Source organism: Paenibacillus periandrae (assembly GCF_022458865.1).
GTDB classification, from domain to species: domain Bacteria; phylum Bacillota; class Bacilli; order Paenibacillales; family NBRC-103111; genus Paenibacillus_S; species Paenibacillus_S periandrae.
Map to the genome: position 1 here is coordinate 84,218 of NZ_JAJNMU010000023.1, position 22,875 is coordinate 107,092.

The 22,875-nt window shown below is 40.6% G+C and carries 21 protein-coding genes and 2 pseudogenes; 5 read left to right on the forward strand and 18 right to left on the reverse strand.

What is annotated here, in order from left to right:
* Positions 1–67: 67 nt before the first annotated feature.
* From LRL21_RS32760 to LRL21_RS32780, 5 genes are all read right to left on the reverse strand, one after another.
* Entirely contained in the window at positions 68–1,669 is a 1,602-nt protein-coding gene (locus LRL21_RS32760; protein ID WP_240420010.1) for an extracellular solute-binding protein, read from the reverse strand.
* 50 nt (positions 1,670–1,719) lie between these two features.
* Positions 1,720–2,601, reverse strand: a complete 882-nt coding sequence (locus tag LRL21_RS32765) for a carbohydrate ABC transporter permease (RefSeq protein ID WP_240420092.1) — start codon at positions 2,599–2,601, stop codon at positions 1,720–1,722.
* A 20-nt stretch (positions 2,602–2,621) separates the two neighbouring features.
* Positions 2,622–3,476, reverse strand: coding sequence for an ABC transporter permease (locus LRL21_RS32770; RefSeq protein ID WP_240420093.1), 855 nt, complete (start codon positions 3,474–3,476; stop codon positions 2,622–2,624).
* A gap of 557 nt (positions 3,477–4,033) precedes the next feature.
* The gene (locus tag LRL21_RS32775) at positions 4,034–4,267 is read right to left on the reverse strand and encodes a hypothetical protein (protein WP_240420011.1); all 234 of its coding nucleotides are present in this window, start codon (positions 4,265–4,267) and stop codon (positions 4,034–4,036) included.
* Between the two features lie 759 nt (positions 4,268–5,026).
* Positions 5,027–5,146: a YjcZ family sporulation protein gene (locus tag LRL21_RS32780; protein ID WP_240420012.1), complete on the reverse strand. Its 120-nt coding sequence runs from the start codon at positions 5,144–5,146 to the stop codon at positions 5,027–5,029.
* Positions 5,147–5,451: 305 nt separating this feature from the next.
* Between LRL21_RS32780 and LRL21_RS32785 the strand changes: the two genes are divergently transcribed.
* A complete protein-coding gene (locus LRL21_RS32785; RefSeq protein ID WP_240420013.1) occupies positions 5,452–5,970 on the forward strand; it encodes a DUF3231 family protein in 519 nt (172 codons plus the stop codon).
* Between the two features lie 528 nt (positions 5,971–6,498).
* Here LRL21_RS32785 and LRL21_RS32790 read toward each other — a convergent pair.
* Positions 6,499–6,790 (reverse strand): annotated as a pseudogene (locus tag LRL21_RS32790) (DNA-3-methyladenine glycosylase).
* A gap of 91 nt (positions 6,791–6,881) precedes the next feature.
* Positions 6,882–7,412 (reverse strand): uracil-DNA glycosylase, encoded by a 531-nt coding sequence (locus tag LRL21_RS32795; RefSeq protein ID WP_240420094.1) that lies wholly within the window; start codon positions 7,410–7,412, stop codon positions 6,882–6,884.
* Positions 7,413–7,670: 258 nt separating this feature from the next.
* On the opposite strand from LRL21_RS32795, the pseudogene LRL21_RS32800 reads away from it, so the two are divergent.
* Positions 7,671–8,049 (forward strand): annotated as a pseudogene (locus LRL21_RS32800) (YIEGIA domain-containing protein); the annotation flags it as partial.
* Here LRL21_RS32800 and LRL21_RS32805 read toward each other — a convergent pair.
* Positions 8,018–8,257: a hypothetical protein gene (locus LRL21_RS32805; RefSeq protein ID WP_240420097.1), complete on the reverse strand. Its 240-nt coding sequence runs from the start codon at positions 8,255–8,257 to the stop codon at positions 8,018–8,020. The pseudogene LRL21_RS32800 and the gene LRL21_RS32805 sit on opposite strands and share 32 nt — an antisense overlap.
* Before the next feature lie 705 nt (positions 8,258–8,962).
* A complete protein-coding gene (locus LRL21_RS32810) occupies positions 8,963–9,910 on the reverse strand; it encodes an AraC family transcriptional regulator (RefSeq protein WP_240420014.1) in 948 nt (315 codons plus the stop codon).
* A 100-nt stretch (positions 9,911–10,010) separates the two neighbouring features.
* Between LRL21_RS32810 and LRL21_RS32815 the strand changes: the two genes are divergently transcribed.
* From LRL21_RS32815 to garR, 3 genes are read left to right on the forward strand one after another with little or no spacing between them, the layout of a single operon-like run.
* Positions 10,011–10,235, forward strand: coding sequence for a hypothetical protein (locus LRL21_RS32815; RefSeq protein ID WP_240420015.1), 225 nt, complete (start codon positions 10,011–10,013; stop codon positions 10,233–10,235).
* A gap of 5 nt (positions 10,236–10,240) precedes the next feature.
* Positions 10,241–11,131 carry a dihydrodipicolinate synthase family protein gene (locus LRL21_RS32820; protein ID WP_240420016.1) on the forward strand — a complete coding sequence of 297 codons (891 nt, stop codon included), beginning with the start codon at positions 10,241–10,243 and terminating at the stop codon, positions 11,129–11,131.
* A gap of 52 nt (positions 11,132–11,183) precedes the next feature.
* Positions 11,184–12,071 carry a 2-hydroxy-3-oxopropionate reductase gene (gene garR, locus LRL21_RS32825; RefSeq protein ID WP_240420095.1) on the forward strand — a complete coding sequence of 296 codons (888 nt, stop codon included), beginning with the start codon at positions 11,184–11,186 and terminating at the stop codon, positions 12,069–12,071.
* Positions 12,072–12,165: 94 nt separating this feature from the next.
* On the opposite strand, the gene LRL21_RS32830 is transcribed toward garR, so the two are convergent.
* The 9 genes from LRL21_RS32830 to LRL21_RS32870 all read right to left on the reverse strand — a co-directional run bounded on the left by LRL21_RS32830 (position 12,166) and on the right by LRL21_RS32870 (position 22,796).
* On the reverse strand, positions 12,166–13,554 hold the full coding sequence (locus LRL21_RS32830; RefSeq protein ID WP_240420017.1) for an amidase: 1,389 nt from the start codon (positions 13,552–13,554) through the stop codon (positions 12,166–12,168).
* Positions 13,551–13,721, reverse strand: a complete 171-nt coding sequence (locus LRL21_RS32835; RefSeq protein ID WP_240420018.1) for a hypothetical protein — start codon at positions 13,719–13,721, stop codon at positions 13,551–13,553. The genes LRL21_RS32830 and LRL21_RS32835 overlap by 4 nt, the downstream gene beginning before the upstream one ends.
* Before the next feature lie 40 nt (positions 13,722–13,761).
* Entirely contained in the window at positions 13,762–14,526 is a 765-nt protein-coding gene (locus tag LRL21_RS32840) for an HpcH/HpaI aldolase family protein (RefSeq protein ID WP_240420019.1), read from the reverse strand.
* A gap of 27 nt (positions 14,527–14,553) precedes the next feature.
* On the reverse strand, positions 14,554–15,372 hold the full coding sequence (locus LRL21_RS32845) for a carbohydrate ABC transporter permease (protein WP_240420020.1): 819 nt from the start codon (positions 15,370–15,372) through the stop codon (positions 14,554–14,556).
* Between the two features lie 20 nt (positions 15,373–15,392).
* Positions 15,393–16,256 carry a carbohydrate ABC transporter permease gene (locus tag LRL21_RS32850; RefSeq protein WP_240420021.1) on the reverse strand — a complete coding sequence of 288 codons (864 nt, stop codon included), beginning with the start codon at positions 16,254–16,256 and terminating at the stop codon, positions 15,393–15,395.
* Between the two features lie 32 nt (positions 16,257–16,288).
* Positions 16,289–17,647, reverse strand: coding sequence for an ABC transporter substrate-binding protein (locus LRL21_RS32855; RefSeq protein ID WP_240420022.1), 1,359 nt, complete (start codon positions 17,645–17,647; stop codon positions 16,289–16,291).
* Between the two features lie 164 nt (positions 17,648–17,811).
* Positions 17,812–19,002, reverse strand: a complete 1,191-nt coding sequence (locus tag LRL21_RS32860; RefSeq protein WP_240420023.1) for a response regulator transcription factor — start codon at positions 19,000–19,002, stop codon at positions 17,812–17,814.
* Positions 18,980–20,761: a sensor histidine kinase gene (locus LRL21_RS32865; RefSeq protein WP_275901034.1), complete on the reverse strand. Its 1,782-nt coding sequence runs from the start codon at positions 20,759–20,761 to the stop codon at positions 18,980–18,982. Before LRL21_RS32865 ends, LRL21_RS32860 begins: the two co-directional genes overlap by 23 nt.
* Before the next feature lie 556 nt (positions 20,762–21,317).
* A complete protein-coding gene (locus LRL21_RS32870; protein ID WP_240420025.1) occupies positions 21,318–22,796 on the reverse strand; it encodes an Lsa family ABC-F type ribosomal protection protein in 1,479 nt (492 codons plus the stop codon).
* Positions 22,797–22,875 lie beyond the last annotated feature (79 nt).

The window sequence follows — 22,875 nt, forward strand, 5'->3', positions numbered from 1 at the left end:
CTTCAGCCTATAAAAACAAGTGCCTCGCGAGCTAAAAACGCCTATTGCATGCGAGACACTTGATTTATTAGTTATTTCCCCGCTTCTGATAGCGATCAAAAGCAGCCTGGTAGGTCTTGGTCAGTTGATCTATACCCATATCCTTCAAACGCTGCGTAAATTTATCAAAGTTAGCGAGAGGTTCTTTGCCGGTTGTAAACTTATCGAACATTTCCTGAGCATACGTATCGATTTCAGTTTTAATGCGTGCCACCTGCTGGGTTTCCTCCGCCGTAAATGTCAGACGAGGCACAATTAGGCTTACGTCGGCGTTGCGCCAGTTATCGGCTGCGGGATAACCATAAGGCATCATAAGCTGCCGGTGATACTGGACATCCTGAGACATCGCCCATCCGTTCAGCGCCATTGTATATTTACCCAATGCCGCCGAGGAAGATAATCCGTCTTTATTTTTAGTAATTAGTTCGGTATTCTCAGCCTTGCCGTCTTTCATAGTGTAGGTCATGTTCTCCAAGCCCAGATTGAACAGCATGTTACCTTCCTGTCCATATGCATAATCCAGCCAAGCTACAATTTCCTCTGGATATTTGGCTTTCTTAGTTACGGCTGCGCAAGGCGCTACCACTTCATAGGTGTACGAGCTGTCCAGCGAGTAAGGCTTACCTGCCGGCCCAGCTGGCCAAGATACGCCATCCATGCGAAACTTCGAGTCGCGTCCTGATTCCACCATGGTTTTCATAAAATTGCTGGGCTGTACCGCAAACAGTGCCCCGGATGACCCGCCCGTTACCTTAGCATCCTGTTTGTCACGGTTATTGAGCATATAATCCGGATCAATGAGTCCCTCACTGAAGAGCTTGTTGATAAATGTCAATGCTTCCTTAAACTTAGGGTTCATCGGTCCGTACTGGATCTTGCCATTGTCCTGATAGAAATCATAGGATACCCCCCAGGCTCCCACAAGATTGCCAATACCGTTGCCACCTGTAAACTTCTGACCGGTCATCGGCCAACCACTCGGATTTTGGACCTTAAATGCCTTAAGCATATTATACCAGTCGTCGATCGTCGTCGGCTTTTTCAGATTGAGTTTCTCGAGCCAATCTATGCGTACTTGAGGTCCGCTAACAACCCGGAGTGAATCCGAGAGGCGCAACATCGGCATACAATAAAACTTGCTGGAATCGTCCACACTCTGCTTTTTGGCTTCCGGCTTTTCATTCAGTAACTTCATGAAGTTAGGCGCATTGTTGTTCATGTAAGGTGTCAAATCAACGATTACTCCATCATCCACATACTTTTTCATCCCGCCAGGTACACTGAACCAGTCATAAACAATCACATCCGGCAAATCGTTGGAAGCGATCATCAAGTTAAATTGCTCTTTGGTTTGACCGGATGGAGGATGAATCCAGTCCACTTTCACGCCACTTTTCTTCTCTATCTCCTGAAACACGAGATTCTCCCCATAATTTTTGATGGACTGCGATGCCCAACTGCCCATCTCCGCAAACACCTTCATGTTTTTCATTTTCTTCGCCGAGTCGATCTGCGAGGAGCCTTCTGCGGAATTCTCAGCGGTCAGCGAGGTGCAGGCGGATAACATACTAAAGGTCAGCAGTACGGGCAAAGTGCAGGCTGTGAATTTATTATGGAATAACTTTTTCATGTAAACCTCCTGGAAATCATTTTTTAGCATCCAATGCGCAAAGTTACCGCTTATTCCTTGATCGCGCCGATCATCATGCCCTGCACAAAGTATTTCTGCAGGAATGGATATAGAAACAAAACAGGCAGTGACGACACAATGATAGTTGCGTATTTTAGCGGTATGGCTTCCTGCATACGATCAACAGAATCGGTCATACCTACCAGCATGGAAGAATCGTTCAAAATCAGAATTTCGCGTAAAACCATTTGGATTGGAAACATTTCTCTTTTTCTAAGATATATAAGCGCATCAAAAAATGCATTCCAATGTCCTACGGCGTAGTAGAGCAGAATCACTGACAAAGCGGGTAGAGACAGTGGTATGATAATGCGGAACAAAATCAAAAAATCATTGGCTCCATCCATCTTGGCAGATTCCTCCAAGCTCGGGGGGAGTGCCATAAAAGATGTTCGAAGGATGATCAAATTCCATGTGCTGATTGCCCCGGGAATGATCATGGCAAAAATCGTGTTGATCATACCCAGATTCATCACGAGAAGATAGGACGGAATCATCCCTCCGGAAAAAAACATCGTGAAGATGATGAGCTTCATCATTGTTTTTCTACCAGGCAGATACGGACGAGATAGTCCATAGGCCGCAAAACAGGTTAACAGTAAATTCAGGGCCGTACCCAACACCACATAAATAAGTGTGTTGCGATATCCTACCCACAACATAGGGTTAACAAAAACTCTTTTATAGGATTCCAGTTGCAAGCCTCTTGGCCAAAATAGAAGCTTATTTCCGGTATTCAGTGAAACACCGTCGGAGATGGAAGCAAATAGTACGTATAGGCAAGGATATGCCGTCACCACCACCAACAGCAGAAGCAGCAATACATTGAAAATATCAAAAATGCGGCTGGGAATGGATCGATGCTGTAGCATCATCGTTTACAGCTCACCTCCTACCATAAACTGTTTTCACTTACTTTGCGACTGATCGTGTTTGCCAAAATCAAGAGTGTAAAGTTGATTGCCGAATTGAACAGACCCACGGCTGTGCTGTAGCTGTAATTCATATCCTGCAGCCCTTTTCGGTAAACAAAGGTCGAAATGACGTCCGCTGTTTCGTAAATGGATGGATTGTACATGAGCATCACTTTCTCGAAGCCGACACTCATCATATTCCCGATTTGCAAGATTAGCATGATGACGATGATCGGCATCATGCCCGGCAAGGTAATATGTTTTAATTTGGCCCACCTGCCCGCTCCATCCACATTAGCCGCTTCATAAAGAGTAGGATCGATTGCGCTTAGCGCTGCAAGGTAGATGATGCTTTTCCACCCGAGCTGCTGCCAGACGTTAGAGCCTACATAGATGGAATAAAACAAATTAGGCTCCGTCATGTAGGACAACGGCTTTCCGCCGAAGGCAGTCACGAGCGCGTTAATGATGCCGTCTGAGGAAAAGAAGTCAAGCACAATACCTACCGTCACGACCACAGAAATGAAATGAGGCAAATAGGTGATCGTCTGTACCGACCGTTTGAAGAACCGGCTTCGAACTTCATTGAGCATAAGCGCGAGAATAATAGGGGCAGGAAACCCGAACAGCAATTCATATAAGTTGATCGTTAAGGTGTTCCGTATGAGCCGCCATAAATACACGCTTTGGAAGAAGTCTTTAAAATTGGCCAGACCTACCCACGGACTGTCCAGAATGCCACGCCCAGGTGCATAATTTTTGAAAGCGATTATAGACCCGGCCATTGGAACATAATGAAATAAAAAGTAGTATGCAAGCACAGGCAGTAGCATAAGATAAACATATTTGTGCTTCGCAATGACAGAAACTGCAGTTTTCAAGGCGTCACCTCTCTGTGTGGAATTTAATACAAAGTCTATATTCACAGGATATAAGTGTAAATCTATAATTGTTTAATTTATCTACAATCCTTCATCTGGCAATATTGATTTCTTCAGACGATATTCCATTCTTAAGATTCGCAAAAAAAGCCGCCTCATTACTGAGACGATTTGACTTTATCAATCAGTATACAAGATCCCCGAGATGACTGAGGCTTCGAATAATTCAGGTTTTTGCCGTAATGACTTCAAAACTCCTCCCATCTCATCTACCCTTCTCCAAAGATTTATCTCCATTCCTTTCCTCCGGGAAGAAAGTTTTGAATATGCGATTAAAAGCAATGGTAACTCGTTGCACCTCATGCCGTACCATCTGTAGTGATTCCATTAGTCCAATCGACTGTGCTGCACTGAACCTCTACGAACCAACATCCAATTACAAGTAATACCACACGGTGGTTGCCCATAAAATTTTGTCGGAGTGAAATTTAACTCGAAACTATGCACGCTCAAGTAATATCCCCGTTAACCACCAAAGACAATTTGGCTTGCGTTAATTCAACGAGAACAGGGAGCAGTTGCCTGCTCCTTGATTTTTGTGCTATCGGATTTGTTAATCCGTCCCTTATTTTACCATACACCACTTGCAAGAACTTTAGTGGAAAGTATTCTTGCTTTGATACCGTCATGCATAACTGCCAGTTAGCGCAACAAAGCTGGCGTTCGCGCGGCAGCTTTGTCATCGAGTATATTATTCCGATATCGTTCTCCGTCGTATTGAACGATCATAACGTTTAAGCCCCTGCAAGAAAATATTTATTGGCTGCAGGTCGAAACATCAGAATCATTGCCATTATTACCGAGGCCAGATGAACAATTCGACTTAGTCCAAACAGAAAATATTCATATGTCCACCTCCACCGTGGTGGCCAACACGACGATAGCATAATTGATTTCACGAGTCAGCAGCTTAATGCCAGTCGAAAAATGAACAAAGTCGAGGTGTCTGACAATACCTTGTACCGCTGGACAAGTGAATTCAAGCAGGATTCGTTAATGCTTTTCGGGGCAGTTAAGTATATAATGATAAAATATTTAGTTTACTTAAAGGAATTTTTCTAAAAACGAGCTGAACCATATGGTCAGCCTGTTGAGAAACCTCTCTACTCTAAGCGTTGTCCTTTAATTTCCATTAGCGGTTCAAGCACTGCAAAACCAACTTTCTCTGTCCGCTAATGTTTAGCGTAAAAACGTCAAATTGTTGGCGCTACCCTGGTACTCCTCCATTAACTGAGGAAATTGCTTCAGCTAATACGCCAGTTGTGCACGACAATCCAGGTGTTAACCCGAATTTGTATATTCAGTATCGATCGAGCATGAAGGAACGGATGGGAATTTAACTGAAGAGCAGATCGTGGAAAAGAAGCTGACGGCTTCAGAGATAGAAAGCCCTCGATCCCAAAGGAAGAGGGCTTTTGCTTATTCTCTGAATGAGGACTTATTTAGATAAAAGTGCGGCTAATAATAACTAGTAAAATGAAAAGTACAAGAATGACACCTGTAGTTGTTCCTAATCCATAGCCTCCACAACCTCCAGCAATTCCACCAACTCCGAGACCCATAGTTATTCCTCCTTTCGTCTTGTATGGAGTATGTTATGAATGTCAGCGGCTACGTGATTGGACGGGCAAAAATATGTGCGTTTGGTCGAAGTATTAGTAGTAGTTCCCCTCTTGATGGCTTTTCATAAAATATGATGTGGAGAATCGCCAACTCCTCTTTACCATCCCATCGCTTAACCTAAATAGACGGCGCCTGGATACAGCCGTCTATTTACCCATGTCAACGAAAAAAAGTATCTGGGATATATTTTTGAGCTTAGGATAAAATACTTTCGTTCAACCAATTCATTTAAGGAGTTGTTACGATGGGTATTTTAAGCGGTAACCCTAAGGATGAGCCATTACATTATGGGGAAATTTACGATGTATGGCAGTTTTCCATGACAGCTAAGGGTTGTGTATCTAAGAACCGGGCCTTCCAAAATCATGCTGGCGACTACGATCTCAAAAAAATACTTGCCGCTATAATCGATCAGGCAGAGCTCGAAATAAGCGAATGTGACACTATACTTACGCATAACGGAATTACTCCATCTCCATCGCTGCCAACAAGGCCGGAAGTGAAGGTTGAAGAGATCCCAGTTGGTGCACGTTTTACCGATCAGGAAATTGCCGCAATCATTGCAGTGGATACTGCTGCTGGTCTGGTAGCATGCAGTCAAGTTATGGGCAAGTCTATCAGAGAAGATGTTGGTGCTTTGTTCGCTAAATATCATGCGACAAAAGCGAGTCTCGGTTTAAAGATTTTAGAAATGAGTAAGGAAAAAGGATGGCTTGTACCTCCACCACTCCAAGTCAAAAGGCCTGAACTCGTTCAGACTTAACCGTACTACTGGTTTTAAATAAATCAATGAATATAAGGGAGAATAGATTTGACTATTGAAATAAAACTTAGACAACCCATAAAATGCCGCGGATGTATATGGGGAAAGTGGGATGGAATGAAACAGTACTGTCCTAAGATCAACTGTATTAAATTACCACAAGATTCTAATGATGAGAGTATTCTTGTGTGAATGAGGAAATTATAAAATGTGTATTTAACACTCCCTAAATGTCCTAGCCCTCTTTCCTTCGGGATCAAGGGCTTTTTTGTATTTATATTAAAAATCCCATTCATCGCAACCCTGGTCTACTGCAGACGTTGGCTCAAATACTGCGAGACTGTCGCTCCCTTACGGAAAAAGTATTTCAGAAGTTTCCTTATCGCGTCTTCTTTACTATTGTCTTATAACGAGTTACCGAAATTAATTTTCATATTTCTGGAATTTATGGGTTTTATGGCCATTCCCTTTTAGAATTGTGAGATCAATTTACACTAACAGGTTGTAGTACCGTCCTACGTCTATTTTTTAAGATTTGAACTTGGATACGAATGGGTTTCCATACTCCCAAAAACGCCATGGGAAGTTTTTCGCTTCGCCACTATTCGCAATACCGACCCTTGGGCCGACTGAAACGGCCCCTATACTTCTCCCCTCTGGGACCAAACATGACTTGCGTTCTTGGGGTCTTTCGATTCCCAAAGCTATGTGCAGCACGATCCTCCGGGCCAATGTACGCTTCTGTTTCTACAATCCATCCCGAGGCTGTTCCCAATTCCGTTTCCTTTACTAAGAGCATTCCGAGCAAAGAACGGGCCATATCAAGTGTGGGCTGCTGAAAAAACGAAGAATCTACAGGTTGTAAATTCACGATGCTCACCCCTTATATAAAGTTATTGTTTTGCTTAAACTCATATATTTTTCTTAAACTTCTCCACAACAAACTTTATATCCTCAACGAAATGCTTCATGAGTATTGGTCTTCGGCGCACAGCTAACGGGTGATAAGAAAATGTAATAGGTACCCCTTGATACTCATGCCATTTTCCCCTGTAACTTTTTACATCTGCTTCATGGTCTGGAAATAACGTTTGGACTACAACATTACCTAAACCAATCAGTAAAAAAGGTTTTTTTTCCTTAAGTTGTAATTGTAAATGCGAATAACAAGCTTCTCTAGCGAGCGGCTTGTTATAGGCTCGTATCGGGCGACATTTTAATAGGTAAGTCACATAAACCAGGGCAACATCCAGTCCGGCTTCTCTCATTCCGATCTGCAAGGTTTCTCGTGTACCGCAAATAAAAGAGTTTCCTTCCTTGTCTTCTCTCGAACCGGGGTTATCCAATAGAATGAATATCGGTGCGTCGGGGTTGCCTTCCCCCCATATAACGCGATTACGCTGCTTTGAAAGCTCACATCGTTCGCATTGAGCGGCATGCATAGGCGCAGATTCTTCTTGCAGAATAATTGGTTCGAAAGTTGTCACACTTTTTCTCCTTAGCTAAATTTTTTGACTTCCCGTGTTGGCGGATCGCCTGTATGCCAACAAAGAAAGATCAAGAATAATATACCCTAACTCGAAAAGGTAATATACCACGAGAAATGGATGGCATTGCAGTGCCCAATTGTTCGGCTTATATCGAATACACCGGAAGGAATTGGGGAAACCTGTAATAGTGTTTAAGGGAGGAGCTGTAACATGATCTCTTTATTACAATCTGATGAAACGCTTGGGGTCATTATTGGAATTAGTTTTGGAATTAGTTTTGGATTTATTTCGAGATTGCTTATGTTGCGTACGGATTATCGACAATACCCGACTTACCCTCATGGTAAGATCATCCACATATCGCTTGGCGTTATCGCCGCTGCCTTAGGAGCTGTCGCTATTCCTGCGTTGTTAAACAAAAACTATACAGCGGTAACTTTTCTTTCATTTAGCTGCCCAGCAGTTTCGAGAAGTGCGAAGCATGGAACGAAAAAGTTTAACCGAGGCGGATAAAATGGATCTTGTTCCCAAGGGAACATCCTACATCGAGGGGATTGCTATGGTTTTCGAGGGACGCAATTATTTGGTATAGTATTTAGCTGGTATTGAGGAGTGGCAATTGAGATGATTTTTGCGTGGGCATAAAGGCTTGTATGCAATTTAGCATGGAGAACACCAGCGATGATCGTATCATTTATGTACTTCACTCTGCCCGCAGCTTTATCCTCGACATCCACCCTGGGAACGCTTTTGCCTACTATCGAGAAATTTTCCAAATCATAGACCCCTTCCGCCATTATTTTTTGATCTCCTCATTTTTCGAATTGCATATCCAGCAAAGAGCAACAAAGGCAATAAGACACTGAACGTCATGTCCATATAGGGCCAGTATTTAGACACAACATTATTATAATAGGTAATATTTGGAGCAATCGTAAGTGAATGTGGAAAAGGCAGAAGATTTTGTTCTGGTAAACCCTCTCTGGGACAATCCAGCATAAGAGATTTTGAATTACTCGAATGACGATATCGTCGCTATTACCTAATGTTTGGCGGACATGTCCAATGTTTGTTTTGAGACTCCTATCTAATACTTTCTTGGATGAAGAGACTGCTTCTTCCTTGACATGATGTTCTGGAGGGGTTTGTTTCCGTTTATTCTTGAGTGATCGATCCTATGCCACCTCCAATACTTCTCACTATAAACAGATTATTTCCATGAATGAGATATTATAGACGTGCGAATTCAAGCGGCAACACCCTTTGGTTATGTTTATGGAGCCGCAGGAGCGGGGGATACAAATCGAGGTAATGTAGATGAATTTTTAAAATATAGCAATAGAAGGACGAGAAAGTTATGAATCAAGAAACATTACTCCGACAACAGAAATATCTCAACAATATTATTGAACTACACAATAGCAACCTTATCGTTAGTTGTATCGGGTTCTATCTTGTCCTCTTTGGTGTTGAACCCCGACCTCAATTGCTCCGAGCCCAGTTTAATTCCTCCCGTTTGTCAGCCATAAATATTGATGTATAGTCGCTGATTCCAATTTATTTCCAACTACCCTTTTGCGAAATTTGCCCGGTGTGATTCCTAGAACTTCAACGAATACCTTACTGAAATAATGCACCGTTTCGTATCCTGACGCCTGCGCCACATCCAGCAACGTCATATCTGTAAAAGACAGCAGATAGGCCGCCCGTTTGATTCGTTCCGAACGAACCAAGGAAGGAAAGCTTTGCCCCAGCTCTACCGACAGAAGCCTGGAAAGCTGTCGTTCCGATAAATGAATCGCCTGCCCTACTTCCTTTAAGGTCAGCTTATCGGAAAGATGAGCTACTATATAAGCTTTTGCGTTTTTTACCGGAATGGAAATAAAACCTGTATCCGTTTCTGGTGACGTTGTAACAATTCCGCTATTTTGGTAAAAGAAGGAAATTAAAGATAGTAAGAGGGCATGGGATAAACCGAATATCAATTGCGGAAATGGAATCAACCTTTCTGCAGCTTGAAGCACCAAAGATTTCCAGAGTAGTACTGGTGGCGTTTGTTCGGCATCAGGAATAAACAAATGATGATAATTCGTCAGCTTGTCTAACAGCTGAAAGACTTCACCGCGCGGATCCGCTTCTATTATTTCAAAAGCAACAAACAACACCAGCATCCCTGATTCACTTTGCAGTTGATGCAAACCGCCAGGCTTGGAGCAATACAAGGTACCTCGTTGCAGCGAATAAGTCACCCCTTTATTCGTATAGCGGCCTTCCCCTTCTGCCACATAACAAATCTCGAAAAAAGGGTGCGAATGCATAACATTGCCGTGATGCTGGGGTTTCCCTCCCCAATAGTGGACATAAAATGAAGCGGAATCAGCATGTAGCTTAGTCACATGCTGATTAAGATACATGCTGCTTTTTTGACAAATTTGCGGTGTCAGTTGCACTGGCTTCCCACCTCTTTAGCAAGCTTCTTTCCTTTCAACCACTCTCTTAGGAGCTGACCTCATTATAACCTAGAAAGACCCTGCGGAATATTGTAAAAACATGACGGTTATTTATAAAGACCATAACCATCCGCTTGGGTACAATGGAATCACAGGGATGAGAGCGTGTGTACTTCCGAATAAAGCTGCGAAGGAGGCGGATTACCGGACGGGAGAACAGATCGCCATCCGCTGGAAAAAGAGAGTTATACCTAATTGGAAATCCCTAAACGAGTGCCAGAGCTATATTCGGGAAGACCTCGGTCAAGGGCTTAAAAGGAGATAAAAAATATGGATACAAGTTTTATTCACGGAGTGGTTCCCCCGGTTATTACACCTGTCGATGCCAATGAGTGCGTGGAAGAACAGGGCTTGCGACGAGTTGTTGAGCATGTTATTGAAGGAGGGGTACACGGCGTTCTCGCGCTTGGAAGCAATGGGGAGTTTTTTGGGTTAGATCATGAAGAACAGCAGCGGGCTGTCACTATTATAATCGATCAGGTCAAAGGGCGAGTTCCCGTTTATATGGGAATTGGAGCCATTACCACCAAAGAATGCGTCAAATTGGCTAGACTTGCGGAAAATCTAAAAGCACAGGCTATCACTATCCTGCCGCCCATGTTCCTTAGTCTCAATGACGACGAGCTGTACCAGCATTTCCTTAAGATTTCCGAATCGACCTCTTTGCCAGTTCTTCTTTACAACAACCCTGATCGTGTCGGCAACAATATCTCAGCAAACTTATTAGAACGGCTGACCGACATTCCCAATATCGTTGGAGTTAAAGATAGCAGCGGCGATTTAACCTTGACTGCGGAATATATCCGAAGAACAAGAGACAAGGGGTTTAAAGTCATGGCCGGCAGGGATGTCATGATTCTTGGCTCCTTAGCTTATGGAGCTGTCGGTTGCGTTGCCTCGACTGCTAATATTGTCCCAGCCTTGGTCGTGGAGATTTATGAGAAATTTAAGGCAGGCGATCTGCATGGTGCTTTGGAAGCCCAATTTAAACTTGCTCCGCTTCGTATGGCATTTAATCTGGGAAGCTTTCCCGTTGCGACTAAGGATGCCGCGAATCTAATTGGACTTGCGGTAGGAAATTCGATCAAGCCGAATACCACTTGTTCGGAGACCCATTTGAATAAACTCAAGTACATACTTAAAGATATGGGTGTACTATAATAAACTTTCAAATTCCCCAAGGATGGATTGATAATCAGGAGGCTGTTAATTGATGAAAATTGGATTTATTGGTTTGGGAATCATGGGCAAGCCCATGAGCAAGCATTTATTACAGGCTGGATACAAGCTTGTCGTTCTTGAGAGAAATAAAAGCGCCCAGGAGCTTGTTGCTGCCGGGGCTGAGCCTGCAACGAGTCCTAAGTCGCTAGCTGAGCAAGTGGATATTATAATTACCATGTTACCCAATTATCCTCAGGTGAAGGAAGTAGTTTTGGGCAAAGATGGCGTGATCGAGGGTGCCAGACAAGGTACTATACTCATTGACATGAGTTCTATTGCACCGCTCGTAAGTCAAGAAATTGCTGAGAAGTTGGCGGAAAAAGGAATAGAAATGCTTGATGCTCCTGTAAGTGGCGGTGAGCCTAAGGCGATTGAGGGGACCCTATCAGTAATGGTAGGCGGCAAAAAAGAAGTATTTGATAAATGTTATCTAATTATGAAGGCGATGGCTGCCTCTGTTGTGCACACGGGTAAGATTGGAGCAGGCAATGTCACCAAGCTTGCTAACCAGATTATTGTTGCAATTAATATTGCCGCCATGTCTGAAGCCCTAGTTCTGGCAAGCAAAGCCGGTGTTGAACCGGAATTGGTATATCAAGCTATCCGTGGTGGCTTGGCCGGTAGTACCGTTCTTGATGCGAAGGCGTTACTGGTGATGGATCGTAAATTCGATCCCGGGTTCCGCATCAACCTTCATATTAAGGATTTAAGCAACGTAATGGAAACTTCCCATGAAATAGGAGTGCCTCTGCCACTTACAACTGCGGTTATGGAAATGATGCAATCTCTGAAGACAGATGGAATGGGTGATGATGATCATGGTAGCTTGATAAGATACTATGAAAAAATAGCAAAAGTTGAAGTCAACAGGAAAAGCTGACAAATTCAATCGTTGAAAGGACAGACGAATGATTACATTCGGCCTGTCCTTTCCTATTCACATGCGATTCCTTACAAGTCTTATTAACAGTTTCCTAGAGATTGGATTGTTCCAGAGCAAAGGCAAATCGGTATAATTGTCCTTCATCAAAAGGTTTACCTATAAATTGTATTCCGACTGGCAAACCACTTTTCGACATGCCCCCAGAAACAGAAATTGCGGGAAAACCGGTTGTATTGCTTGGACCTGTTAAGCGTGCAAGAATACGAGTATGTTCCTTCGTCCCATTAATATCTATTTCTCTCTGTCCAATATCAGTTGGCAGCGTACATAAAGTAGGAGTCATGATCACATTCACCTTGGATAGTACCTCGTAGTGCATGTTGATAGCCTTATGTTTAATTTTCAACATATTTATATACTCGCTTGCTTGAATGAACATCCCTACTATGGCCCGTCCTCTTACTTCTTCTTCAATCTGGTCGGGTACTTCCCTTAAAAGCTTTTCTAACGATGTGTAAGCCTCAGAAGCTAAAAGTATCTGCTGAGCTGCTAAAAGATCATTCATTCCAGGAAGGTCAATATATTCAATTTCGGCTCCAAGCTGTTTAAGTTTTTCCACCGTTAAGTCGAATATGCGCTGCACTTCCGGATGAATAATATCAAAATAAAAAGAAGATGGAATCCCGATCTTTTTACCTTTAATCCCCACATCTATCGCTTGAGTATAATCTTCCTTCACAGAACAAACAGAATATATATCTTTTTTATCATGACCTGCAAGGACGTTTAACATTATAGCATTATCAGCGACGGTTCGGGTCATGGGGCCCAAATGGTCCAGAGTCTGACATAATGGTATGGCACCATATTTGCTTACCAATCCAAACGTCGGTTTCATTCCTACGATACCGCAACAAGAGGCAGGCATTCGGATGGATCCCCCCGTATCTGAACCAATTGCGCCATAGCATAGAAAGGCTGCTACGGCAGCGGCCGCTCCTGAGCTTGATCCCCCTGTGATTTTGGATGGATCATACGGATTTTTTACAGGTCCGAAAAAGGAGCGGTCCCCTGTTGTACCGTATGCAAACCCATGCATATTTAGCTTACCAATCATAATGGCTCCCGCATTCTCTAGCTGGGTCACAATTTCCGCATCATAATCAGGGACAAAGTCTTGATAAATTTCAGAGCCAAATGTTGTTTTTATGCCCTTAGTATAGATTAAATCCTTTAATCCAATAGGAATGCCATGGAGATGACCTTTATAATTTCCATTGATAATTTCCTGTTCTGCCTTTTTGGCGGCGTTTAACGATTGTTCCTCCAAGACCGTAATGAATGAATTGAGCTCTTTATCTTTTTGGGCGATGATACCCAGACTGGCTGCTGTTACTTCCACTGGAGAAATGGTTCTAGCCTTGATACTTTGGCTTAGCTCAGCTATACTCCATTCTAAAAAATGATTCGATGTGCTCATTGTTTCGTTCCTCCCCTCTTCTGAACATGAGAAAAAATAGGGTCAGGATCAATCAAATGATCACTGGAACTAACGGATTCAATTTTCTTCTTTATGGTTTCGGCTTCTAAATAAAGGGATTGTAAATTGAAATAACGGAAATCCATACTATTCTTTTCGAGCATCATAGTAACATAGTTTCGAAAATCCATACCTTTCACTTCCTTCCTACATATTTTTAACGGACTCAAGGTGGGCTTTTAGAGATTGGGTTAAATGCGAAGCATCCACCGCAGGCGTCGTTACAAAGCTTGCGCCCATGCCGATGACTTCTTTTAATTCACTAGGTCTAAATGCCGGAATTCCCACCTTGATCCCCGCTTTGTTCGACTTGTCCATCACAACCTGAATAGCCTGCCGCACCTTCGGATGCGTTACTTGTCCGGGAAGACCGAATGAACCGGCCAAATCGGAAGGACCTATAAATAACAGATCCAATCCTTGAACCGTAATAATTTCGTCGATGTTTTCCACGGCTTCCACATCTTCAATCATTCCGATGACCAATACCCGTTCATTTTCCTGTTTCATATGTTCTGTAATGAGCACTCCACCATATCTGGCTGCTCGGGTCGAACCATCAATGCCTCGATGTCCTATGGGTTGGTATTTGGCCATTCCGACGATTTTTTCTCCCTGCTGTTTGGATACGAGATGGGGAATCATAACAGCGTCAGCTCCCGACTCAACTGCTCTGAGTATAGATCCATAATCATCCTGCGGTGTTCGGACTATGGATGAAATATTGGCAATTTGTGCCGCACGAATCATGTGCTCCATCATTTGCAAATCTAATGCAGTATGTTCAAGATCAATCACAACATAGTCATAACCGACGTAACCCAAAATTTCGATAACAGCAGGGTCCTTCAGAGCGGAAAAAATACCGTAAGCGGTTTGACCGCCGGCTAGCACTTCTTTTAATTTATGCATTTCACATTCTCCTTGTATTCTCAGTATTTATCCCTTGACAGAGCCCAATGTAATCCCCTGAACGAAGCTTCTTTGGAGCATCAGAAAGAATAGTATCATAGGAACTGCAGCTATGGAGGCCCCGGTCAGGGCAATTCCAAAATCAATTCTATTTTCATCATATGCAGCAGTAGCTATGCCAAGCGGTAGAGTTAACATTGCTTTAGATTGCAAAATAATAAGTTGCCATAAATAATCGTTCCAAGTATACATAAATGAAAATATGGCCAGGGCTCCAAGTGCCGGTAAAAGCAGCGGTAAGATGATGGTCGCAAATGTTCTCAATTCGCCGGCTCCGTCAATAGTAGCTGCCTCAATAATTTCATCCGGAATCGATTTGGCAAACTGTCGAATGAGAAAAACTCCAAACGGATAAGCAATGGCAGGCAATATCAACCCTAAATAGCTATCAATAAGTCCGAGATCACGACACAAGATGTAAAGCGGTACCAAAGTCACCTGATGCGGCATCATCATCGTGACGATCACACAGGCAAACCATATTTTGTTTCCGGGAAACTTTTTTTTTGCATATGCATATCCGGCCATCGCGGAAAATAACAAAACAAATACAACTGTGGCAAGACAAGTAAAAACACTGTTAAATATCCATGTCACTAACGGCTTTGTCTTAAATAGAAGGATATAATTATCAAAGCTGAATTTGTTTGGAAACCAGTTCGGGGGCACAGCCCATATCTCAACTTGTGATTTAAAAGAGCCGGTAATCAACCAATACAATGGAAAAATAAAAATGATTGCCGCAATAATTAATATTAAATATCTGAAGATGACATTAATTGGCATCAGCAAAAAATCTCCTTTTCTTATTCGCCTTTAGATCTCAAAATTCTAAACTGTAAAACTGCAATAAGCATAATAATAAAGAACAATACAACACTTTGAGCTGAAGCTTTGCCAAACTCCAAATCTATAAAAGCGGTTTGATATATGGTATATACAAGAGACTCTGTGCCATGAAACGGACCACCCTTGGTTAACAAATAGACTACTGTGAATATTTGGAATACACTGATCGTTGAAGTAATCACGATTAATATAGTCGTGTTAGCAATCAAGGGCAATGTGATTTTAACAAAGGTTTGAATCGAATTAGCTCCATCCAATTCAGCAGATTCAAACAGGTCTTTTGATATTCCGTCCATTGACGATAAATACAAAATAATAGGTTGGCCGATCATCCAAGTAATAACCACTGCTGCTAAGGCAAGAATAGCTGTAAGTTGATTGGAAAACACATCAATAGGCTGGAATCCGAGCTCCCGTAAAAAATAATTAAATATGCCGAAACTGGGATTATAAATCCAAGCCCAAACTAAGGAAAGCACAACAGGAGTACTTACAACCGGCAAATAAAAAACAAGACGAAATAAACTTTTGGCATGTTTATGAAATCCCTGCATCATTGCGGCAAAAAGCAGGGAAATACCGACCGTAATCGGAACTATGATGATTACAAAATAGAACGTGTTTACAAACGATTTTACAAACCGCTCTTCATGAAACAAGGAAATATAATTATTAAATCCTACAAAGGTTTTTAAATAAATATCTGCTTCGAACAAGCTAAGATAGAAAGTGCGAAGCAGAGGATAGATTAAAAACAAAGCAAGAAAAAATAAGTTAGGCAATATGAAAAAATAACCCCACGCCCCATTGCGAAATCTCATCAGTCATATACACCTCAGTGAATTAGTTATTGTTATTTTTTTGAAGCCAAATTATTTGCACTATTTACAAAATCATTTAAGGCTTGCTGCGGTGTTTTAGCTTTCAGGAAAACAGCTTGCATTTCCGGATAGAAACTTTGTCTGAGCTTAGTATACCAAGTTACACCTCTACCTTGATCTATTTTTTCCAGTTTATTCATCTCGGTAATCAGTTCAGCATAGTCCTTATTGGGAGCTGCATATGTGGATGAGATACGGGCAGGTTCAGATACTGCAGATTTACTTATAGCACTGATATTTTCGGGCTTCGCCAAAAATTTAATAAATTCCAGGGCAGCTTTTCTTTTTTCCGGGTCCTTCTGTTTAAATAGAGCGAGTCCATTTTCAGAGTTAATCACTAATTTTGGGGTAACACCCTCTTTGTATACAGGAATAATTCCATAAGGTTCAACATTGGAAGAACTGACTGATCCCTTCTTAATGTCTGCAGCTATGTCCATATATACATTGATCTGCTGATACATGGTTGCTAACTTTCCTTGTTCGAATAATTGTATGGTATCGATAGCTTCCATATTCGCAGTGCCTGGGGCAACCAATCCTTCTTCCGCCAGCTTTAACATGAACGTTAGTGCTTCCACACCCTCTGGGCCATTCAATAAATACTTGGAAAAGTCTTCATTTGCCCATTTGGCTCCGCTGCTCATAATAAGAGATTGCATTAATTGGTCTTGCTGCTCACTTTTTGCAAAGAATGCGGTCCCATAAGTGTTTTCATCTGCAACCATCTTCATGGCATCCTTCCATTGCGTCCATGTCCATTTTCTGTCTTTTGGCAATAAATGCGTCAGATTTTTTTTATCAAAGATTGCTTTGTTGACAAACATCATTCCGGGACAGCTGAATAAGGTTAGGGCATACAACTTATTATTGTAAGTACCCAAATCCAAATAAGATTGTTTCCAGTCGGCTTTATCCTCTTTTATGATTTCATCCAAAGGTTCTAATATGCCGTTTTTGGCATGTCTTATCATACGAAGAGGGGTGTTATCAAGTAAAATATCGGGTGGATTATTTCCTGCTACCGCAACGTTTACTTTTTGTTCAATATCTTTAAACGGAACGACTTCGACATTTACAGTTACATTAGGATGAATTTTCTTGAATTCTTCAGCTTTTGCTTTTTCCCAATCTCCAAAGTTTGGACTATTGTAGCCATCAACATTTTTGAAAGCGGTTCCTGCCCAAAATGTGATCGTAATCGGCTTGCTGCCTTCTCCATTCGTTGAAGCGTCATCCGTTTTCTTGGAATCTTCTTTCGCTACACATCCCATTGCGAACAGGGACAGAATCAGTAGCATAACTACACCTTTTAACATTGATTTATGCATAGTGCACACCCTTCTCTTTCTATTTTATAAAGCGCTTTCATAGTAAGTATACCCTGATATGGCTACATACTAAATGAACGATTTATATAGCTTTCTGTCATTTATTCAGATTATTGCGTGCCATGTTCACTTTTAGAAGAGGGATGTTCACTTTTTTCATAAATTCACTTAAATTGTTGTCTATATTGACTAGGGTTCATTCCCATTACTTTTTTAAAAATTCGGCCAAAGTAATTGATATTCACATATCCCACCTTTTCTGCAATGATATAGCTTGGAAGGTCGGTATTTCGCAAATATTCAACAGCCTTGTCGATCCTAATTTGGGTAATAAATTCTATGAAATTTTTTTTGGTCTCCTTCTTAAATACAAAGCTTAAGTATCCTTCACTCATGTTCACATATTCCGCAGCCCTTTTAAGAGATATATTTTCATTATAATGAATCAGCATATAATCGATTAACTTCTGCACTTCATTCCTGTACGATCCTCGTCTTAAAGAACCCTCTGCCTGTTCATAGGCGGTCTTCATCCCGCTTAAATGGCCAAAGGAATTACTGAAGCCAATGCTGATCGAAAGGTTCAAAAAACGTTTTACAGCCACGATCGTATCTTCTCCCAGTATGAATAATTCATTTTCTGTCTTTTTGACATCTTCGTCTCCGGAGGACATAATCACCATATACTCATTTTCTTTATATCGAAGAATATGTCCATCCATCCATTTATTCATATACCCGATAACCAAATTCATGAAAGTATATTCACTTGCTTGATCCATTTTACCAGCATCATAATGATGAATTTTCAGCAATAGAAGATAATGATGGTTACGATTCTTCAATTGTAGGCTATCCGCAACTTGCTTCAAACGATGATCATTGAGGGGCTCTTCCAATAACAGTCTTATCAAGGCTGCTTTTCGTGAATCATCCTGTACAGGCTCTGCATATTTATTTATCAATCCTTCACGACTCAATGTAATCTTCTTCGCTGTTTCTTTAAGTATAGTTAATAATTCTGAAGGCTTCATAGAGGTTTTGAGTATATAGTCCTCTACGCCAAGCTTCATTGCATTTCTTACATAATCATAGTCATTGTGGCTGCTCAAAACTATGATTTTAATCAATGGATAGCACTGCTTTATTTTCTCGATAAGCTCCAAACCATTCATATTGGGCATCAAAATGTCTGTCAAAACGATATCCGGCACAGTTCGTTTGATCAATTCGAAGGCTTTCTCCCCATCAGCAGCATCCCCGACATATTGAAATCCTTGTTCGTCCCAGTCAATCGACGACTTGATTCCAATCCTGACTAAAATTTCATCATCAACGATCAATATCTTCAACATAGGCTTTCTCCTCTTTCCGGACGTCTGCTGGAAGCACAATTTCAACGATTGTACCGGCAAACCTCTCACTATGAATAGTAATTCCATATTTTTTACCATATTGCAATTGAATTCTATCATGAACATTCCTGATACCAACTCTATTTATTTTCCTTACATCCTGCTTAGTTGTAAAAGAATCCCTAATTTCTTCTAACTTAACCGGATCAATACCCAGCCCATTATCTTTGATTAGAATAACCAATTGATGATTCCGCCGGATAGCTGCAATATGAATGACTCCTTTACTCTTCATTTGATCTATACCATGATAGATCGAATTTTCGACGATAGGCTGCAGAATAAATTTAATTACTTCACACTGAAGCAGATCCTCAGGAATATCGTAGATGATGGAAAGCAATTCATTGTACTTGATTTTCTGAAGAATAACATAATTATGAATGTATGCGATTTCCTGCTTAAGTGTAATGATATCCTCATCTCTACCAATACTTCCTTCCAAAATGACTGCCATACAGGATAACATTTCCGCTACTTCGTCGTCCTTTCTAATATACGCCATCCATTTAATATTATTAAGGGTGTTAAGAATGAAGTGAGGATTAATCTGTGATTGCAGCGCCCTAAACCTCATATCTTCCTTTTGCTCATATTCCATTTTCAACCGATCCAACAAATCTTTAATCCGTATTATCATCTTATTATAGGTATGAATCAAACTGGCGATTTCATCTGTTCCCTTGACATCAATCATATCGCTTGAGTCTTTGTTATCAATGTCGGCCATTTTCTTCTTTAGCAATTTTAAAGGCTTCGAAATTCGAAATGAAATCGAAATCGAAATCAGGAGGAACACTAAAAAAATAACTCCGACAATCAAAATATTCGCTTTTCTTATATTGAAAATTTCTTTAAATACCGTATCATAGGGGATAAGCTGAACAATCTTCCAATCTGTTTTATGAATAGTCCTATAGCTAACTATCATCTTTTTATTGTTAATTTCATCGATCATTTGACCCTTTTCCGTTTTGATCACTTTTTGGATATAGGGTTCCCCCGACAAGTCCTTCCGATAAAAAGAGGGTTCCGCGTGGGAGAGAACAATCCCATTCTTGTCGATCAAGAAAACTTCACCTTCAAGCTGCGCCAAAATTTTCCGTATGTCACTTTCGACAATACTTATCATAACGATTCCAATATTATCATTAGAACTGGTATCCCTAATTAATTTTGCCACCGAAATAAGCGGACGTGTATCCGATAATGTGTAGTTGTCAGGTTGATAGATCCATAGGAAACTATCTTTCGAATTTAGGATGTCCGGATACCACGAAGTACTTTTTAATTGTTCATATTTTCCAGGCATAGCATACCACGATGTATACAATCCTCCTGAAAAATCCATGAAGGTAAGATAATTTTCTGTTTTAATCAAGTAAGAATTATGCAAAGTTTTCATCATATTGTTCGAAATACGAAATTTCTCATAGTCGGTATATTGGTTCGGTTTTTTTAACATAGATAGTATATTTTGATCCAACGAAATGGCCGTAATAGAATTCAACATCTGTTCCAATGTATTATCTATATTTAAACTGACCAAGTTCAGAGCATCCTGGATCGAGGTCCCTATTTTGCTTTCAATCGTTTTCTCTAATGGTTTATCCAAATAGAAAAAGGTTAGACAAAATGGAATGATCAGAAAAAAGAAAATGGAGGCGAAAATTTTCCCTTGAATTGTTCGAAAACCCATAAACAATCACCTTTCCTGTAACGTCATCGAAGAAATATTATATATTCGAAAGCGCTTACTGTCAAAAATAAACGCCAGTCAATATATGAGATTGAATTCCCCAATTCATTTGCACTAGACTACCCAATTATACAACGCAAATGGAAAACATGGATAGCTTAATAAATATACAAACGAATTGATCGTGATGAAGTACAGGACTTACCTACTTAAAGGATATATATCCCATTTTATTGAAAAAAAACCAGTTCAACATGTAAGAATTTGGCAATACTTTTGAAAAAGCTTGGAAATCGTTGCGAAGCCATGTTAAGAAAAACCGTCCATAACCCTCTTTCCAGTGTATCGGAGTGCTTGACAGTACAAGCCCTTCGAAAACAACAGCGCATATAGTTTTTTATACATATTATTCCTTAACGTTATAGCAGGTTAGAGAGCGATAATAAATAGCCGTTCCACCACACTCTTCTGCCAGTTACTTTAATAAACAAATGAGGAGCTGCCGCGAAGCAAGCCCCTCAACTATAGTGTCCAGTTTCTTTAACCCCGTTTAAAATCAGAGTGCAATAATCTTGGTTGCAACATTTTCACAAAATTCCCTATCATGCTCGACAAAAAGAATGGTTGGTGAGTATTCAAGCAGTAACTCTTCAATTTGTATGCGAGAAATAATATCAATAAAATTAAGCGGCTCATCCCAAATGTGCAAATGAACATTCTCACTAAGACTTTTGGCAATCAATACTTTTTTCTTTTGTCCTCCACTAAATGATGAAATATCCTTTTCAAATTGATTTCTGGAAAAATCAAGTTTTCTTAAAATCGATTTAAAAAGACTCTCATCAATCCCGCTGTCTGCAGCATAGTCAGATAAATTACCTTGAAGATGGGAGGTGTCCTGTGAGACGTAGGATATTTTTAACTGGCTGTCCTTCCTGACGGCACCTGTATAGTTAATATGCTCCCCACAAATAAGTTTGAGGATACTTGATTTTCCTGAGCCGTTTTTACCGGTAAGAACAATTCGCTCGCCTTGCTCAATTGTAAAACTTACATCTGCACAAATAATCTTCTCATCGTAAAAAATAGAAACATGATCAAGTTCAGCAAGTTGGATTTTATGATAAGCAAGTTGTGAAATTTCCAAGCTTTCTGAATTCTCGATATTTTTTAGGAGTTTGGACTTTTCATTAATAGCAGATTGCTGTCTTTGTTCAATAGCTTTAGAACGTTTCATCATTTTAGCAGCTTTGTGGCCAATATATCCTTTATCTACCTTAGAACCGGAATTTCTTGTTCCGTTTTTTGTTTTTTCCACTTCGTGTGACCAGTTGCCCGTCCGTTTAGCGGAATCTGACAAACGTTTAATGTCTTTTCTAAGTTTTTCGTTCTCTGCAAGCTCAAAGTTATCCTGCCTCATTTTATTTTCCCACCAACTTGAAAAATTACCTTTTTGTATTTCTATGTTGGTCTTATTAATGGAAAGTATGTGATCTACACAGTTATCAAGAAAAGCTCTGTCGTGAGATACCAGAATAAATCCGCTTTTAGACTTGAGATAATCACTGACCAGTTTTCTTGCATTCAAGTCAAGATGATTGGTTGGTTCATCAATTAACAGAAAACTATTTTCCTTAATAAATAAAGTAGCCAGTAAAACTTTTGTTTGCTCTCCGTTAGATAATGAATCAAATGGCCGATATAAAATATCCTCAGAAACCTTTAATAATGAAAGCTCACGCATCAATTGCCAGTGAACATAGTCTGGAAAAATGTCGTTGATGACATCAATCGTATTATTTTCTTTATTTTCTACAGGAAAAGGGAAATATTCAAAACTGACATTAGCAGAAATATTCCCACTGTATTCATATTTACCAAGCAACAAATTGAGAAATGACGTCTTACCCCTCCCGTTTCTTCCTGTAAATCCCAATTTCCAATCTGAATCGATTTGGAAATTCACATTTTCAAAAATGTTATCGTAAGTTCCTTCATAGGCAAACGTTAGGTTTGTAACATTTATTAATGACATAAAATTATCCTCCTGTATGAAAAAAATAAAAGCTACAAGAAAGTTACATTCTTGTAGCTCAAATAAATACAGTTAATCA

Excerpts from the sequence above, each read along its gene's own strand:
- LRL21_RS32820 (WP_240420016.1), top strand. The coding sequence starts at position 10,241 with ATGGATACAAGTTTTATTCACGGAGTGGTTCCCCCGGTTATTACACCT.
- LRL21_RS32830 (WP_240420017.1), bottom strand. The coding sequence starts at position 13,554 with ATGAGCACATCGAATCATTTTTTAGAATGGAGTATAGCTGAGCTAAGC.
- LRL21_RS32785 (WP_240420013.1), top strand. The coding sequence starts at position 5,452 with ATGGGTATTTTAAGCGGTAACCCTAAGGATGAGCCATTACATTATGGG.
- LRL21_RS32805 (WP_240420097.1), bottom strand. The coding sequence starts at position 8,257 with ATGGCGGAAGGGGTCTATGATTTGGAAAATTTCTCGATAGTAGGCAAA.
- LRL21_RS32780 (WP_240420012.1), bottom strand. The coding sequence starts at position 5,146 with ATGGGTCTCGGAGTTGGTGGAATTGCTGGAGGTTGTGGAGGCTATGGA.
- LRL21_RS32765 (WP_240420092.1), bottom strand. The coding sequence starts at position 2,601 with ATGCTACAGCATCGATCCATTCCCAGCCGCATTTTTGATATTTTCAAT.
- LRL21_RS32815 (WP_240420015.1), top strand. The coding sequence starts at position 10,011 with ATGACGGTTATTTATAAAGACCATAACCATCCGCTTGGGTACAATGGA.
- LRL21_RS32795 (WP_240420094.1), bottom strand. The coding sequence starts at position 7,412 with ATGCATGCCGCTCAATGCGAACGATGTGAGCTTTCAAAGCAGCGTAAT.
- LRL21_RS32760 (WP_240420010.1), bottom strand. The coding sequence starts at position 1,669 with ATGAAAAAGTTATTCCATAATAAATTCACAGCCTGCACTTTGCCCGTA.
- LRL21_RS32870 (WP_240420025.1), bottom strand. The coding sequence starts at position 22,796 with ATGTCATTAATAAATGTTACAAACCTAACGTTTGCCTATGAAGGAACT.
- garR (WP_240420095.1), top strand. The coding sequence starts at position 11,184 with ATGAAAATTGGATTTATTGGTTTGGGAATCATGGGCAAGCCCATGAGC.
- LRL21_RS32855 (WP_240420022.1), bottom strand. The coding sequence starts at position 17,647 with ATGCATAAATCAATGTTAAAAGGTGTAGTTATGCTACTGATTCTGTCC.
- LRL21_RS32850 (WP_240420021.1), bottom strand. The coding sequence starts at position 16,256 with ATGAGATTTCGCAATGGGGCGTGGGGTTATTTTTTCATATTGCCTAAC.
- LRL21_RS32770 (WP_240420093.1), bottom strand. The coding sequence starts at position 3,476 with ATGCTACTGCCTGTGCTTGCATACTACTTTTTATTTCATTATGTTCCA.
- LRL21_RS32775 (WP_240420011.1), bottom strand. The coding sequence starts at position 4,267 with ATGACAAAGCTGCCGCGCGAACGCCAGCTTTGTTGCGCTAACTGGCAG.
- LRL21_RS32860 (WP_240420023.1), bottom strand. The coding sequence starts at position 19,002 with ATGTTGAAGATATTGATCGTTGATGATGAAATTTTAGTCAGGATTGGA.
- LRL21_RS32845 (WP_240420020.1), bottom strand. The coding sequence starts at position 15,372 with ATGCCAATTAATGTCATCTTCAGATATTTAATATTAATTATTGCGGCA.
- LRL21_RS32840 (WP_240420019.1), bottom strand. The coding sequence starts at position 14,526 with ATGCATAAATTAAAAGAAGTGCTAGCCGGCGGTCAAACCGCTTACGGT.
- LRL21_RS32865 (WP_275901034.1), bottom strand. The coding sequence starts at position 20,761 with ATGGGTTTTCGAACAATTCAAGGGAAAATTTTCGCCTCCATTTTCTTT.
- LRL21_RS32835 (WP_240420018.1), bottom strand. The coding sequence starts at position 13,721 with ATGATGCTCGAAAAGAATAGTATGGATTTCCGTTATTTCAATTTACAA.